This is a genomic window from Clostridium sulfidigenes, assembly GCF_052067195.1.
Taxonomy (GTDB): Bacteria; Bacillota; Clostridia; order Clostridiales; family Clostridiaceae; genus Clostridium_J; species Clostridium_J sulfidigenes.
Map to the genome: position 1 here is coordinate 213130 of NZ_JBQHQR010000005.1, position 15289 is coordinate 228418.

17 protein-coding genes are annotated in these 15289 nt (G+C 28.9%); 12 read left to right on the forward strand and 5 right to left on the reverse strand.

Annotated features, from left to right (window positions below):
• Positions 1–54: 54 nt before the first annotated feature.
• Complete coding sequence (gene perR / locus ACTNBA_RS08215; RefSeq protein ID WP_035135687.1) at positions 55–474, reverse strand: transcriptional regulator PerR; 420 nt, start codon at positions 472–474, stop codon at positions 55–57.
• A 213-nt stretch (positions 475–687) separates the two neighbouring features.
• On the opposite strand from perR, the gene ACTNBA_RS08220 reads away from it, so the two are divergent.
• From ACTNBA_RS08220 to ACTNBA_RS08240, 5 genes are all read left to right on the forward strand, one after another.
• The gene (locus ACTNBA_RS08220) at positions 688–2064 is read left to right on the forward strand and encodes a PhoH family protein (protein WP_441073353.1); all 1377 of its coding nucleotides are present in this window, start codon (positions 688–690) and stop codon (positions 2062–2064) included.
• Between the two features lie 452 nt (positions 2065–2516).
• Positions 2517–3170, forward strand: a complete 654-nt coding sequence (locus tag ACTNBA_RS08225) for a site-2 protease family protein (RefSeq protein ID WP_441073354.1) — start codon at positions 2517–2519, stop codon at positions 3168–3170.
• Positions 3171–3234: 64 nt separating this feature from the next.
• On the forward strand, positions 3235–3891 hold the full coding sequence (gene trmB / locus ACTNBA_RS08230; protein ID WP_441073355.1) for a tRNA (guanosine(46)-N7)-methyltransferase TrmB: 657 nt from the start codon (positions 3235–3237) through the stop codon (positions 3889–3891).
• A 196-nt stretch (positions 3892–4087) separates the two neighbouring features.
• Complete coding sequence (locus ACTNBA_RS08235) at positions 4088–5044, forward strand: sulfurtransferase (RefSeq protein WP_441073356.1); 957 nt, start codon at positions 4088–4090, stop codon at positions 5042–5044.
• Positions 5045–5243: 199 nt separating this feature from the next.
• On the forward strand, positions 5244–5957 hold the full coding sequence (locus tag ACTNBA_RS08240; RefSeq protein WP_441073357.1) for a TVP38/TMEM64 family protein: 714 nt from the start codon (positions 5244–5246) through the stop codon (positions 5955–5957).
• A gap of 40 nt (positions 5958–5997) precedes the next feature.
• On the opposite strand, the gene ACTNBA_RS08245 is transcribed toward ACTNBA_RS08240, so the two are convergent.
• A complete protein-coding gene (locus tag ACTNBA_RS08245) occupies positions 5998–6453 on the reverse strand; it encodes a rhodanese-like domain-containing protein (RefSeq protein WP_150844433.1) in 456 nt (151 codons plus the stop codon).
• Positions 6454–6705: 252 nt separating this feature from the next.
• Here ACTNBA_RS08245 and ACTNBA_RS08250 point away from each other — a divergent pair, with 252 nt between their 5' ends.
• Genes ACTNBA_RS08250 through ACTNBA_RS08275 form a run of 6 tightly spaced genes read left to right on the forward strand, consistent with a single transcriptional unit; the run spans position 6706 to position 11723 of the window.
• Positions 6706–7482 (forward strand): heterodisulfide reductase-related iron-sulfur binding cluster, encoded by a 777-nt coding sequence (locus tag ACTNBA_RS08250; RefSeq protein ID WP_035135565.1) that lies wholly within the window; start codon positions 6706–6708, stop codon positions 7480–7482.
• 8 nt (positions 7483–7490) lie between these two features.
• Entirely contained in the window at positions 7491–8090 is a 600-nt protein-coding gene (locus ACTNBA_RS08255) for a CDP-alcohol phosphatidyltransferase family protein (RefSeq protein WP_441073358.1), read from the forward strand.
• The gene (locus tag ACTNBA_RS08260) at positions 8080–9288 is read left to right on the forward strand and encodes an ABC transporter substrate-binding protein (protein ID WP_441073359.1); all 1209 of its coding nucleotides are present in this window, start codon (positions 8080–8082) and stop codon (positions 9286–9288) included. The genes ACTNBA_RS08255 and ACTNBA_RS08260 overlap by 11 nt, the downstream gene beginning before the upstream one ends.
• Complete coding sequence (locus ACTNBA_RS08265) at positions 9278–10147, forward strand: ABC transporter permease (protein ID WP_441073360.1); 870 nt, start codon at positions 9278–9280, stop codon at positions 10145–10147. Before ACTNBA_RS08260 ends, ACTNBA_RS08265 begins: the two co-directional genes overlap by 11 nt.
• Positions 10144–10935, forward strand: coding sequence for an ABC transporter permease (locus ACTNBA_RS08270; protein ID WP_441073361.1), 792 nt, complete (start codon positions 10144–10146; stop codon positions 10933–10935). Before ACTNBA_RS08265 ends, ACTNBA_RS08270 begins: the two co-directional genes overlap by 4 nt.
• 2 nt (positions 10936–10937) lie before the next feature.
• The gene (locus tag ACTNBA_RS08275) at positions 10938–11723 is read left to right on the forward strand and encodes an ABC transporter ATP-binding protein (RefSeq protein ID WP_441073362.1); all 786 of its coding nucleotides are present in this window, start codon (positions 10938–10940) and stop codon (positions 11721–11723) included.
• Between the two features lie 64 nt (positions 11724–11787).
• Here the strand turns inward: ACTNBA_RS08275 and ACTNBA_RS08280 are convergent, their stop codons facing one another.
• Entirely contained in the window at positions 11788–12441 is a 654-nt protein-coding gene (locus tag ACTNBA_RS08280) for a TVP38/TMEM64 family protein (RefSeq protein WP_441073363.1), read from the reverse strand.
• A gap of 221 nt (positions 12442–12662) precedes the next feature.
• Here ACTNBA_RS08280 and add point away from each other — a divergent pair, with 221 nt between their 5' ends.
• On the forward strand, positions 12663–13655 hold the full coding sequence (gene add, locus ACTNBA_RS08285; RefSeq protein WP_441073364.1) for an adenosine deaminase: 993 nt from the start codon (positions 12663–12665) through the stop codon (positions 13653–13655).
• 72 nt (positions 13656–13727) lie between these two features.
• Here add and ACTNBA_RS08290 read toward each other — a convergent pair whose 3' ends face one another.
• On the reverse strand, positions 13728–14528 hold the full coding sequence (locus tag ACTNBA_RS08290) for a metal ABC transporter permease (RefSeq protein WP_441073366.1): 801 nt from the start codon (positions 14526–14528) through the stop codon (positions 13728–13730).
• Positions 14515–15174, reverse strand: a complete 660-nt coding sequence (locus ACTNBA_RS08295) for a metal ABC transporter ATP-binding protein (protein ID WP_035135576.1) — start codon at positions 15172–15174, stop codon at positions 14515–14517. The genes ACTNBA_RS08290 and ACTNBA_RS08295 overlap by 14 nt, the downstream gene beginning before the upstream one ends.
• Positions 15175–15289: the final 115 nt, after the last annotated feature.

Sequence of the window (15289 nt, forward strand, 5' to 3'; positions counted from 1 at the left end):
ATAATAATTATTAAAAATTAGACAAATAAAAAAGAGATTAGATGATCTAATCTCTTATTTTGATTTCTTGCACATAGGGCATAGTCCATAAAAATATACTTTATTAGAAATAATCTCATAATCTGTATTATCTTTTACACTAGAATTTAGAAAATCAAAGTTAACACCTTCTAAATCATCTACCCTAGAGCATTTTATACAATGTATATGAGGATGTGGATCAGCAAAACCATCATATCTAAAGTTGCCTTCTCCAACATTAATCTCTTGAATTAAATTAACGTCTACTAAAACCTTTAGCGTTTTATAAACTGTTGCTAAACTCATAGTTGGATACGCTTCTTTTAAAGCTTTATGAATTGTTTCAGCTGATGGATGTTCTTTTGTTGATTTCAAGTAATTGTATACGGCTATACGCTGAGGTGTAAGTTTCAGTTTTTTTTCTTTGAAAACTTGGGTAAAATTAATATCCATTGAATCACCTCTATAGTTATTTATTATAGATATTATATAATAAATATTATCCATTGTCAAAGGGAAAGAATGGATAATGATTATTATATAATATAGCTATATTATATAATATATTATAGCAATTACAATAAAATATTTATATAAATTTAAAAAATTAATTCAATTAATAAGAAGTCACTCATATATTATAGTATAAGAGAGGAGGAGAATGACTTGAAAAAAACATATGTGTTAGATACTAACGTTATATTATATTCATCAGGAGCATTATTATCTTTTGGTAATAATGATGTAGTAATACCAGAGGTGGTATTAGAGGAGCTGGATGATTTTAAAAAAAATAAAACTGACCTTGGGTTAAATGCTAGACAGGCATCGAGAATTATAGATGGATTAAGAAAGTTAGGAAATTTGAATGAAGGAGTACCTCTTCCTGGTGGTGGTAAATTAAGAATAGAGACTAATTGCTTAAATGCAGAAGTTCCAAAGTTTTGGGATAGAAATAAAGCTGATAACAGGATACTCCAAGTATGTAAGGCATTAAAAGATGCTGGGGAAGATGTTATATTAATTACAAAGGATACCTTTGAAAGAATAAAAGCAGATATTGTTAATGTAAAAAGCGAAGATTTTTATGAGAAGGTAGTTCCAGCTGGAGATGAGCAGTATACTGGTAGAATGGAAGTCTATGTTTCACAAGATAAGCTTTCAGAATTCTATTCAAAAAAGGTTATATCTAAAAATGACATAGTATGTTATCAAGAAGAAAATGATGAGTATTATACTCCTACCCTTTATACAAATCAATTTTTAGTTATGCATTCCTTAGAAAATAAAAAACAAAGTGCACTAGGCAGATTTGATGGAGAAAATATAGTACATTTGCATTATAAGGATAGCAAACCCCTTGGATTAAGTGCTAGAAATGTAGGACAAAGATTCATGTTAGAGTGTCTATTTACGTCATCTAATATGGCTCCTTTAAGTATAGTAAAAGGTCCAGCAGGAACAGCCAAAACATTATTTTCTTTAGCAGTAGGATTACAGAAAATTATAGAAGAAGAAACTGGTGAATATAGAAAGATATTAGTATGTAGACCTAATGTAACTATGGATGAAGAAATAGGCTTTTTACCAGGTACTGAAGAACAAAAAATATCTCCATTTATGAGACCTATTTTTGATAATTTAGAAGTTCTAGTAGATTCAGATGAAAAAGAAAGATATAAAAATGAAAAAGAGTTACAAGATAAGGTAAATGAATTATTTGATAGAAGGATTATAACCACTGAAGCCATAGCATATTTAAGAGGTAGATCAATAATAAGACAGTGGGTAATTATTGATGAGGCTCAAAATCTCTCTCCAAAGCAAGTAAAGGCAATTACAACTAGGGTAGGTATTGGAACAAAACTTATACTTATTGGAGATCCAGACCAAATAGATCACCCCTTTATGGATTCTAGGTCTAATGGGTTGTGTTATGCATCTGAAAGAATGAAAGGTAGTAAATTGTGTTACCAAGTAACTTTGAAATATGATGAATGTGAAAGATCACCACTATCTTTTGAAGCTGCTCAACGTTTGTAGTATAAATCGCAAATTTATTAGGATATAATAATTTTTATAGTATTTATATAATAGTAAAGAATCGATAAGTATTTTATAATATTTATTGGTTCTTTTTTTGGCTCTGTAGTTAATTAAAGTGATAAATGTTACAAATGCTCCAATATTATATTTAAGAAAAGTTATTAATACATGGAGTGAGCATAGCTAAAATTGCACCTATTTAAAATGTTACATATGGAACTAGTTAAATATATAAATAGTTAAATAGTTAAATAGTTGTTTTATCCATGCGGGTTTCAGCTATTTTTGTATTTTAATAGTGTAACTAAGTCTATAGTAAAGATATAATACAAGTGTTATTTATTAAACTGGCTAGTTGAAAAAATAATAGAAATTTTATATTAATAAAAGAATTAAAAAGATTGATAAAAATATGATATACTAGGAGTATTGCAGAAGGAGTGAAAAGGATGAATAACAATTATTTACTGGGAAGAATCTTAGTGATACCAGCAATTTTAGTTGCATTTACATTTAAGGGATATATTCAATCTAAAATTGCTATAAAACTTGGTGATGATACCCCAAAAGAGTATGGAAGAAATACTTTAAATCCTTTGAAGCACATCAGTGTATTTGGGTTTATATTTATGCTTATAATAGGTTTTGGATGGATAAAACCTGTAGAAATTAATAAATCAAATTTTAAAAATCTTTATAAAGATGATTTAAAAATAAGACTTGGAGGACTTCTAACTACTTTGACTATAGGATTTATAGCTACAATAGCTCTAGCTTTATATGTCAAGTTTATACCAGGAAATAGTGATATTAAGTATATAATATATTTAATTATCCAACAAACAGCTATAATAAATTGTTCTTGGTTTATATTAAATTTATTACCTATACCAGGTTTTGATGGATTTAGCATAATAGTAGATATATTAGGAGATAAATCTGAAAGATTTCAAACAATAATGTATAAAAATAATATGTTAATATTTATTATATTAGTTCTACCTATTATAGGTGGATTTTCAATTTTAGATTATGTAGTTGGAATACCAGGTCAGCATATATATGATATTTTTGCAGCTATAGCTACATATTTATTTTTATAGAGTTTATACAGACAAAATAAATATATAATATAAATTAATAAACTAATATCGAGGAGAGAAATTTATGAGACTTAGAAAAAAGCATTGGGCAAGACCGGAATTAGAAGCTAGTGATATTGTAATATATGATAAATATGGTCATTGCGGAAAATGGAGAGAAGAATTTGAAAATAATAATCCTATTCATTTAGAGTTAGGTTGTGGTATGGGAGGACATATTAGTCAACGTGCAATTAAAGATAGAAATGTAAACTATATAGGAATAGATTTAAAAGATGAAGTTGTAGTATATGCATTAAGGAAAGTTATGGCATCATTTGAAGGAATAGAAAGAGCAAAGGATATAAATGCAAGACTTATAGTTCTTAATATAATGCTTATAGACAACGTATTTGGTAAAGATGAGATAGATAGAATATATATAAACTTCTGTAATCCTTGGCCGAAAAAAAGTCATAACAAGAGAAGACTTACATATACGAAATTTTTACAATCATATAAAAAGTTTTTAAAACCAAATGGAGAGATATGGTTTAAAACCGATGATGTAGATTTATTCAATGATTCTCAAGAATACTTTAAAGAAGCAGGATTTTCTTTAGAATTTATAACCTATAATTTACATAATAGTGGATTTGAAGATAATGTGGTTACAGAGTATGAAAGCAAGTTTACAGCTATGGGAATGAAAACTATGTTCTTAGTGGCAAGATTAAAATAAAAATAAGAGGCAAGATTTAGCTTTAGATTGATGTTGAATCTTGTTTTTTCATTTTTATAATGTATTTAATCTATAGATATTTCAAATAGAAAATAAGAAAACTATAAGTATATTAAATAAATTTTGACTATAAATAGTGCCTTTGCTATATTTATGTAGGTAAATGAAATAGTAAAACTATATGGGGGGAATTAATATGAGAAAAAAGGCATTATTATTAGCTATGAGCTTAATGCTAACTACTACTATTTCCTTGGTTGGTTGTGGTAAAAAAGAAGAAGTAAAACCAGAAACAAATTCTTCAAAAGGAGCTCAAGTTGAAGAAAAGGTTAGTTTTAAAGGTAAGTACATAGTAGATGTTTCATATGTAAAAGAAAGTTTAGAAAAAGAAAATCTACTTCTCATTGATGCAAGGGGTGAAGAAACTGCAAAAAAAGGAACTATTCAAGGAGCAATGGCTATGGCATGGCAGTCTATTGCTAAAGTTGAAGATAGCAAAACTGGAGATGAGATGTGGGGTACTATTCTAGAACCAGAAGAGTTAAGTAAAAAGCTAAGTAACCTTGGTATTGATAAAGATAAAGAGATTATTATTTTTGCAGCGGCTAAAAATGGATGGGGCGATGACGGAAGAATTTTATGGGAGCTTGTAGCAGCAGGCTATGATAATGTTAAAATGGTTGATGGTGGATACGATGCTATGGTATCAGCAGGGTTACCGGTAGTAAAGGAGATTGCTACACCGGAGCTAGCAGATGTAAAAATTGAGGCTATTGATGATACTCATTTAATTAACACTGATGCTTTAAAAAAAGAATATGAAAATGTAAAGGTAGTAGATGTTCGTGCTGATGAAGAGTATGAAGGAAAGACCTTGTATGGTGAGGCAAAAGGTGGTCATTTACCAGGGGCAATACACATTAAATACACAGATTTATTTAATGAAGAAGGAAATTTAAAGTCAAATGATGATTTAACAAAAATATTTGAAACATCAGGATTGTCAAAAAGTGATAAGATAGTAACCTATTGCACAGCAGGTATTCGTTCTGCATATATGCAGTTAATTCTTGAAATGTGTGGATTTGAAAATTCTCTAAATTATGATGAATCATACTATAGATGGTGTGCGGTAGAGGAAGTTGAAAACTAATATCATAAAGTTAATATTATAAAATAAAGTATTCTTTGATATCAAAGAATACTTTATTACAATAGAAAAACATTATATCTAATACAAGAAATAATACAAATTACTGAATAGCTTGGATATTATATATGATACAAAAAAGATAATAAGTAAATATGATTTTCTATGGATAAATATACATAGTTAAAGTAAGGAGTATGTTATGGAAAAGAAATTGACACACAAAAAAAGAAATTTAGGAAAAATCTTAATATTAATTATTATAGTATCACTAGGTTTAGCATATTTTTTCATACCAACTTTCAATTCAAAAGTAAATGGTATCTTTATGTTATTCCGCTCTATGAGTATTGAGTCTGTGGCTGGATATATAAGATCCTTTGGAATATATGCAGTATTAGTTTCATTTTTACTAATGGTGTTTCAATCAGTAGCAGCACCCTTGCCGGCATTTCTAATAACCTTTGCCAATGCTGCTATTTTTGGATGGTGGAAGGGTGCTCTATTATCATGGATTAGTTCTATGACAGGAGCAGCTTTGTGTTTTTATATTGGAAGAATTCTTGGACGAGATGCTGTTGAAAAACTTACTAGTAAATATGCAATGGCAAGTGTGGATGGGTTCTTTGAAAAGTATGGTAAACATACAATTTTAGTATGTAGATTATTGCCTTTTGTATCCTTTGATTTTATATCCTATGCAGCAGGACTAACATCTATGGGATTTTTAGAATTTATAGTGGCTACAGGGATTGGACAATTACCAGCAACTGTTGTTTATTCCTATATAGGTGGTATGTTAACTGGTGGAGCTCAAATGATTGTTACGGCGTTATTAATACTTTTTGCAATAACTGTATTAGTATTTATGTTTAAACAGATATATAATGAGAGACAAAAGAAAAGTAAAAAATAAAATGCAGAGTTAAAATTCACTCTGCATTTTATAATAAAAGTTATTTTTCTAATAATTCATCATATGGCCAACCTTTTTGGCCTTTTTCTAATATAAACATTCTCTTTGCATCCACACTTTTAGTTGTTAAGTAATCAATAGTGTTTTTAGCACCACCGCCACCACCTGGGCAAACAACTATTATTGGCTTATCTGTTTTATTAATTTCATCTAAGGTAACATCTATTTTAGATCTTAAATCATCAGTATCTGCTGGATAAGCATAAGTTGGAACAGTACCAACAATATGATGTGCATCGTAATCTTCTTTTGGCTGTATATCTATTAAATAAATATCATCTTTATTTTCAATAGCAGTTTTTAATTGTTCAGCTGTATAATATTGATATTGTTTTTCTTCGCCTTCTTTTGAAGTATCCTTTGATTTACTACATCCCATAAGCATAGTTGAGATAATTAAGCAAAGAGCAAGTAGAAGAGTAAGTTTCTTTTTCATTTTATATCCCTCCGTAAGTAAATTAATATATTTATTATATTGGTTTCTATTACCAAAGTTATTATATATAAAGGATACATTAAAATCAAATAGGGAAATTAAATTGAAAGTAATAGGTGTATTAGAGATAGCTATACTTATTGACAATAATTATTATTAAAGCTATACTTTTTTTGTTGAAATAAAAGGATATGAAATAGGGGTCAATAGTACCTCTTATTTTTATGCATAGAAAGGTAGTGTTATAAGAGGATGGTTAAGGGGAAAATAAGCATAAAAACTCATCAACTTCTTAGTTTTAGTTCACTATTTATTGAGCTTTCACCAGGAGAAAATGTATTTTGGCCAGGGTGTGCTATTTTATCTATGGGAGAAGAAATAGTGATGAAAACCTATGAACTTTTAAAAACACAGATACCTGATTTAAAATTAAGTACTATGTGCTGTGGAAAACCTTCACTTCATATAGATGGGGGAAAACCTTATGAGAAAAGAAAACAGTTTTTAAATAAGGCTTTTGAGAAAAATGGAGTAAAGAAAATTTATACTTTATGTCCTAATTGCCAAAATACTTTGGTTGAAAATAGCAATTGTGAAATAATATCAGCATGGACAGTTTTAGATGAGATAATCCCCAAAAATAAATATAATATATATAAAGGAAGAAAATTATCCTTACATGATCCTTGTCCAATAAGAGGTTATTTAGAGAATGCTGTTGCTGCAAGAAATATATTAAATAAACTAGGAGTAGATATATTAGAGTTCCCTAATAATAGGGATAGAACAATTTGTTGTGGGAAAAAAGATATGATTATGACTTTATATCCAGAAAAAGGTCAAAAGCTATTTGAAATTCGTGCAAAACAAGCACCATCCAAAGAAATAGTGACATACTGCAGTTCTTGTGTAGATACTTTTAGAAAAAATAGTTTTGAAGCATATCATATTTTAGAATTATTATGGGAAACAAAGGCTAATGGGTCTTGGAAGAATAGGTATAATTCTGTAAGGAAGAGTAAGAGGTAAGATTGATAATGTTAGATACAAGGGGAAGAAAATATTTTGATAGAATATTTGATAAAATCGGAAGAAGTTTTCTTAAAATCGGTTTCATGCCAACACATATAACTATTATTGCTGCTATTGTTGGAATTGTAGGAGCTGTTTCATTTTCCTTTGGTAAGTTTATTTTATCAATAATTTTATTATGGATTTCTGGATTTTTAGATGCTGTAGATGGTTCTATGGCAAGACAAAGCGGTAAGGTTTCAGAGGTAGGTACATTATTAGATATATGGCTTGATAGATTAGTTGAAATTTCATATATAATATCCTTTGCTATAGTATGTAATGAGGCAACCTTTACCTTAATGATATTAGCTTGCACTATAATTTTATCTATGACGGTATTTTTGACTAGTGGAATGCTCTTAGAAAATACAGGTATAAAAAGTTTTCATTATCAAGTTGGATTAATGGAAAGAACTGAAGGGTTTATAATGTTTACCTTTATGATAATCTTTTATTCTCATATGAAAATATTAGCATTTATTTATGCCGTGTTAATTTTATATACAGCAGTACAAAGACTATATATGGCAATTAAAGTATTAGGAGGTAACAATGAAAAATAGGAAATTAAAATCAATACTTTTGATAATTCTTTCCATAATACTTGTTTTTGGACTTGTAGCCTGTGGTAAGAAAAATGATAAAGCTGAAGTGGTAAACTTATATGGATGGGGTGGAGATGAAAGAGTTAACACTTGGATTGATAAGGAATTGGCAGTTTATGTAAAAGAGGACTACAATATTACTTTAAATCGTATTCCTATGAATATTGATGAAATTTTACTGAAACTTACTAATGAAAAAAGTTCTACAGAAAAAGGGACTATTGATATTATATGGATAAATGGTGAAAATTTCCATTATGCTAAGGAAAATGAGCTTTTGTATGGACCTTTTTTAGATAAATTAGAAAATGCACAAAGGTATATAGACTTAGAAGGTGATGCTGCAAATAAGGATTTTGGGTATCCTACAGAAGGATATGAAGCGCCTTGGGGAACAGCTCAATTTGTATTAAATTATGATAGCGATAAGATAAATATACCACCGACTAATGCAGAAAAGTTAAAAGAGTATGTAACAAAGAATCCTGGTAGATTTACATATCCTCAGGCTAGTGATTTTACTGGCTCAGCCTTTGTTAGAACAGTACTTTATGATATTATTGGTTATGATAATCTGAAAGATTTACCAACAGATTATGATGCAGTTAAAGAAGCTATGGCACCTGCATTAGAATACCTTAAAGGGATTGAGCCTTATCTATGGAAAAAAGGGGAGGTTTACCCTACAGATTCTGCTCAACTAGATGGTTTATATCAAGATGGTGAAGTTGATATTGCCATGGATTACAATGCTAATAAAGCTTTAAGTAAAGTAATGGATAAAAGTTGGCCTGTGTCTACTAAATCCTTTGTATGGGATAAAGGAACTCCATTTAATACACATTATTTAGCCATTGCAGCTAATGCATCTAATGTAGATGGAGCATTAAAGGTAATTAATGCTGCCTTATCAGCTGAAATGCAGATGTCTAAAGCAGACTTAAGAGGATGGGCTGATTTACCATCTATTGAGTACAATAAGTTAAGTGAGGAACAACAGAAGGAACTTGATGAGAAGCTTACTCCAGATAAAGAGTATGAGCATACAATTCTAAGATATGAAGAACTTTCAAAGCATCAACAAGCAGAATTAAAATCAGACTTAGTGGTAATTATAGAAAAGGTATGGGAGGATGTGATTCTTTTTGATAAATAATAAGCAGAGACAAAAGGTTAAAGGTGGATTAATGATTATTCCATCTTTATCTGTGATAGTTGTAATTACTATGTTTGTTATTATCAATACCTTTATGGAAAGCTTAGGATATATTCCTGAGCTTTCCTTTAATAACTTTACATTTAAATATTATAAAGAGTTATTTTCAGATCCTGTTTTTTTAAATAGTTTATACTATAGTTTTAAAATATCCTTAGTATCTTCAGTAATTGCTACAGTTTTAGGTAGTTACCTAGGATATTACATATCAAAATCAAGGAATAAATTTATAAATGTTTTATATAGATTGCCAATTCTACTCTCCTATGTGGCAGCGGCAGTTCTTATATATACAACTTATAGTGATAAGGGCTTACTATTTCACATAATATCATTATTAGGATTTTCTAATATAAATATAAATTTAATTTTTAACTCCAAGGGAATAGCAGTAATACTTTTAAATATTTTTAAAGGTATGCCTTTCATAGCATTTAGTGTTGTTCCTATTTTTATGAAAGTAAATAAAAATTATAGGTTTATAGCACAGAACTTAGGATGTACAAGATTTCAGTATATAATAAAAATTCTTTTACCTTTAGCTAAGAGAGCTATATTTACTTCATTTTTAGTAATATTTAATTTTAATATGTTTACTTATGAAGGTTTTTACTATCTAGGACCATCAAACCCAATTTCTATAGGGGTTTATGCTTATAAAACCTACCTAAATGCAGATTTATCCAATAGAATATATGGAATGGCTATAAATATGATAATGATCATAATATCTTTAATATTATGTGTGCTTTATTATAAAATGATAAAGGATAATGGACAAGAGGAGGTAAGGGAGTGAGAAGGTGGATTAAAAGTGTATTCATATTTTCTATACTTATATTTTTAGTACTTCCTATAATATCTATGATAGTTTGGGTCTTTTTTAAAAGTTGGAAAGCAACGGATATTTTACCTAATACTTTTACACTAGATGGTTTTAAATACTTTTTTACATCAGGAGATTGGTTTATTGGAATAAAGTCTATTTTCTTTTCTATAGAAGTAGCATTAATATCTTTAGTTTTAAGTATCATGGCTGCAAGATTTTTTATAACTACCCATATAAAGTATAAAGTTACATTGGAAAGCATTTTTTATTTACCTATGTTATTACCAGTAATAAGTATATGTTTAGGAAGTCATAAATTATTTCTAAACTATTTTACTTCTTGTAGTATTGCTGTTTTAGTGTTACATATTTATTTTTCCTTACCCTATGCATTTAAATTAATATATTCCTATTATACTGTTTGGGGTATAGGAGATGAGCTTACAGCTCGAGGATTGGGTGCATCTTTTTGGCAAGCATTTAAATATGTGAATATACCACTATATGCTCAAGGGTATGCATCAAGTTTTTTTATGGCATTTATTATATCTTACTCTCAGTATTTCATAAACATGTTTATTGGAGATAATAGCCATGTTAATTTTTCTATGATTATGACACCGTATATAGGAAATTCTAACAGAAATATAGCTTCGGTATATACATTAATGTATATACTCCATGGAGTAATAGTAATGATAATGAGTTCATATATAACAAAGAAGTACAGTGATGATAAATATAGGGAGATGGGTTAAATATGAGTAAGATAGAGCTTAAAAACATATATTTTTCTATTGGTAATAAGGAAATTCTAAAAAATATTAATTTAACTATTGAAGATGGAGAGTTTTTCTCTATATTAGGTCCTAGTGGGGCAGGAAAGTCTACAATTTTTAAGACTATTACAGGGGCTATATTACCTAATGAGGGAGAGCTTAGATTAGATGGTGAGATTATTAACTATTTACCTATGGAAAAAAGAAATGTAGTAATGGTACACCAAGGAAATCAACTTTTTCCACATATGACGGTAAGAGAAAATGTAGAGTTTGGATTAAAAATGAGAAAGTTTCCAAGGAAATATATTGATGATAAGGTCAAATTTCTTGTTGAGTTTTTTAACATGAGTGAACATATGAAAAAGTACCCCCATCAACTTTCTGGGGGACAACAACAGTTAATATCATTAATGAGAGCTTTAGCTATAGACCCTAAGGTACTTTTGCTTGATGAGCCCTTTACAGGGTTAGATAATAATTTAAAGCATTATATAAAAGACTATATAATGAAGATACAAAGACAGTTTAGAATTACTACCATTATGATCACTCATGAAAAAGAAGATGCTTTTTCTATGAGTAGTAGAATAGCTTTTATATTTAAAGGAAGTATAGCTTTAGTAGACAAAACAGAAAACTTAAATATATTAACTAATATACCTTGTATTGATGAATACTTAGGTGAAATTACTACTTTAGGGGATGGAAGGATTATTTTTTCTGATAGAATTATAAAGATAAAAAATAAGGAGTCAATTATTTAATTGATATCCTTATTTTTTATATTATATAGTTAAATGTTATGGGGAATTTCATATGAGGTTTATTTTAAGAATTAGTTTTTCCTATCTTTTTTCCAAGGATTAAAGAGAAAATCGTCAGCAATATTAGAAGTATAATTGATACCATAAATGCTGGGTTATGGATATTCAAAGCTTGATTTCCAATGTTCAAAAATACTAAGGTACCTGGAAGAATTCCAAGGATAGTAGCTAACATATAGGAACTGAACTTTATTGATGTTAATCCAGCACCATAATTAATTAAATTGTACGGCATGGCTGGTATTAACCTTAGAATAAATATAATTCCAAAGCCTTTTTTTTCATCTAAATTAAATAAGAAGCTGCTCCAGTTTTCAGGAAGCTTTCTTTGGAGTAAATTAGTAACAGCATCCTTTGCTAGGACTTTAGCCATTAAAAACATTATGGCACTATTTAAAACTGCTCCAATTAAGGTATATATGGTGCCAGGAAGAAATCCAAATAGAAGTCCTGCAGCAAGGGCTAAGATAGGTACAGGGAAAAAAGCGATTGGAAGTATAGTAAAACATAATATATAAATAAATGGTGCTAAGTAGCCAAAACCACCTATGTAATTTCTTAAAATCTCTGGAGTTAATCCTCTGAAAAATGCAAAATAGGTGATAACAAGTATTAAAAGGGTTATCATTGAAATTGTAAGTTTTTTATTTTTTTTCACAGTGTTGCCTCCTTATAGTGACTATATCTCCATAACATATAGTATATAAATTAACAGTGTAAGTCAATATATTGAAATTAGTATAGAGAATTTCTATAAGTAAAATGTAATGATTACTAAAATGTAGTAATTTAACTTTAATTTTAGTATAATTTAACTAACTGGTTGATATTTAAAGAAGAATATGATAATATACAACAAAATAGAAAGGGGTATGAGTTATGGACTTTAAAGCATTGCCAAAAATAGAATTACATTGTCACTTAGATGGAAGTGTTAGACCCAAAACTATATTAGATATAGCTACAAAAGAAAATATAGAAATACCAACTTATGATTTAGAACAATTGAGGAAATTATTAGAAGCTCCATTAGAGTGTAAATCACTAGTGGAATATTTAGATAGATTTAATATTCCAATAAAGATAATGCAAAGTAAAGAAAGTTTAAGAAGGATTACCTATGAACTTTTAGAAGATGCAGCTGAAGAAAATGTAAAGTATTTAGAAATTAGGTATGCACCGACTTTACATACAGAAAAGGGATTAACATTAGAAGAAGTTATTGAAAGTGTATTAGAGGGAATTAGACAAGGTGAAAAAGACTTTAATATAAAGGCTAATTTAATCTTATCTTGCTTAAGACATAATGGTGCAAATAGTGCATCTACAGTAGTTGAAGCAGGAAAGAAATTCTTAGGAAAAGGTGTAGTGGCTATAGATCTTTGTGGAGCAGAAAATGAAGGTTTTGCTAAGGAGTTTGTAGATGTAATAAAGGTAGCTAGAGAATATGGCTATAGAGTTACTATACATGCAGGAGAAACAGGCATAGGAGTAAATGTGGTAGATGCTATAAAACTACTTAAAGCAGAGAGAATAGGTCATGGAGTAGCAATAAGAGATCTTAAGGAAGCCTATGACTTAGTTAAAGAAAATAATGTAACCTTAGAAATGTGTCCAACTAGTAATATGCAGACAAAGGCTGTTAAAAGTTATGAAGAACATCCATTATTTAAATTTTATAAAGAGGGTATAAGAGTTTCTTTTAATACTGACAATAGAACTGTTTCTGCTACTAATGTAACTGGTGAGTGTGAAAGTATAGGTAAGGTTGTAAATATGACTTATGAAGACTATAAAAAGATATACATGGATTCTGTAGATGCTGCATTTACTACAGAAGAAATTAAAGGATATTTAAAAACATTAATATAAAATGGTTAGATTTATAATTATTATATTAAATAGCTATAATCTTAATTTTTTAAGATTATAGCTATTTATATTTTAATTTCTAGATTTAAAAGTAGATTTAAATATAATAATTATTATTAATATAACAACAGAGGTTAAGGCTATAGTACCTCCAGGAGCACAATTTAGTATATATGAAAAAATAAGACCTAATATTATATCTATAAACCCAAAAAGGATAGACAGTAATAGAGTGGGTTTAAAGCCTTTATCTAGTTGAAGAGCTGTAGCTACAGGTAGTGCAATCATTGACGACATTACAAGGATACCCATTATACGTATAGAGACAGAAATGGTAGCACCAACAAGTAAAGAAAATATATAGTTTACTGCTTTTACATTTATACCAGAAATTTTAGCGCCTTCTTCATCGAAGGTAGTATATAGAAGCTTATCATATAAAAAGTATATAACTAGGATAGATATACAACTAAGAATAACCATAATAATTAAATCTGCCTTAGTAACGGTTAGTATGCTTCCAAATAAATAGCTATTGACGTTTCCGGAAGCTTTTCCAGTGCTTATAAGGGTAATTCCTATACCAACACTAAAGGTCAAAACTATAGAAAGAATAAGTTCTGCATATTTTTTGTAGTAGTCTCTAAGAAACTCTATGGATAAACCACATATGGTTGTAAATATAAATGCACAAATTATAGGATTAAATCCCATTACTAGTCCTATAGCAACACCAGCAAAGGCAGAGTGAGCCAAGGTATCACCCATCATAGAATGTCTTTTAAGCACTAAAAATACTCCAACCATAGGACATAGTATGGATATGAATATGGCTGCTAAAAAGGCATTTTGCATAAATTCATATTGAAACATTAGAAATCCTCCTTATGTACTCTTCAGATGTATATAGAGTTCCAAAGCCATTCTCCATGGTAAGGATATGGGATGAATTTTGAAGAGCTGTTTCTAAGTTATGCTCTACAGATATAACGGTAACTCCATTCTTTTTATTTAAAGAGGCTATAAGCCCATAAATCTCTTTCATGCTTTTACTATCAACTCCAGTGGAAGGTTCATCTAAAATTAATATATCTTCATTTGCTAATATAGCCCTTGCAATAAAAATCTTTTGTTTTTGGCCTCCAGATAAGTTTCCAATAAGAGAATTTTTATACTCAAGCATATCCACTTTCTTTAAGGCTTCAGTGATTGACTCTTTATCTTTAATTTTAAGAACATTTCTATGGGCATTAAGCATTTCCCAAACAGTTATAGGAAAAGAACTATTAAAACTTTCGACAATCTGAGGAACATACCCAATTTTTTTAGAGGTTAAATTAATACTTCCCTTTTGAGGAGTAAGTAGATTTAAAATCAACTTTATTAAGGTGCTTTTACAGCTACCATTAGCACCAATTATGGATACATAGCTTTCTTTATCTATGTTTAGTGAAAGATTATCAATAATATAGGGCTTAGAATTATTATATGAAAAACATAGGTCTTTAATTTTGATCATTAGTGTTGCTCCTTTCTACAATTATAAGTCTAGCCATAATTTTACATATTATAGCTATAGTTTAAATAAAATAAAATAAAAATTATCTATGAGTGAATGATTTTTAATTAATATG

Excerpts from the sequence above, each read along its gene's own strand:
- perR (WP_035135687.1), bottom strand. The coding sequence starts at position 474 with ATGGATATTAATTTTACCCAAGTTTTCAAAGAAAAAAAACTGAAACTT.
- ACTNBA_RS08225 (WP_441073354.1), top strand. The coding sequence starts at position 2,517 with ATGAATAACAATTATTTACTGGGAAGAATCTTAGTGATACCAGCAATT.
- trmB (WP_441073355.1), top strand. The coding sequence starts at position 3,235 with ATGAGACTTAGAAAAAAGCATTGGGCAAGACCGGAATTAGAAGCTAGT.
- ACTNBA_RS08235 (WP_441073356.1), top strand. The coding sequence starts at position 4,088 with ATGAGAAAAAAGGCATTATTATTAGCTATGAGCTTAATGCTAACTACT.
- ACTNBA_RS08240 (WP_441073357.1), top strand. The coding sequence starts at position 5,244 with ATGGAAAAGAAATTGACACACAAAAAAAGAAATTTAGGAAAAATCTTA.
- ACTNBA_RS08245 (WP_150844433.1), bottom strand. The coding sequence starts at position 6,453 with ATGAAAAAGAAACTTACTCTTCTACTTGCTCTTTGCTTAATTATCTCA.
- ACTNBA_RS08250 (WP_035135565.1), top strand. The coding sequence starts at position 6,706 with ATGGTTAAGGGGAAAATAAGCATAAAAACTCATCAACTTCTTAGTTTT.
- ACTNBA_RS08255 (WP_441073358.1), top strand. The coding sequence starts at position 7,491 with ATGTTAGATACAAGGGGAAGAAAATATTTTGATAGAATATTTGATAAA.
- ACTNBA_RS08260 (WP_441073359.1), top strand. The coding sequence starts at position 8,080 with ATGAAAAATAGGAAATTAAAATCAATACTTTTGATAATTCTTTCCATA.
- ACTNBA_RS08275 (WP_441073362.1), top strand. The coding sequence starts at position 10,938 with ATGAGTAAGATAGAGCTTAAAAACATATATTTTTCTATTGGTAATAAG.
- add (WP_441073364.1), top strand. The coding sequence starts at position 12,663 with ATGGACTTTAAAGCATTGCCAAAAATAGAATTACATTGTCACTTAGAT.
- ACTNBA_RS08290 (WP_441073366.1), bottom strand. The coding sequence starts at position 14,528 with ATGTTTCAATATGAATTTATGCAAAATGCCTTTTTAGCAGCCATATTC.
- ACTNBA_RS08295 (WP_035135576.1), bottom strand. The coding sequence starts at position 15,174 with ATGATCAAAATTAAAGACCTATGTTTTTCATATAATAATTCTAAGCCC.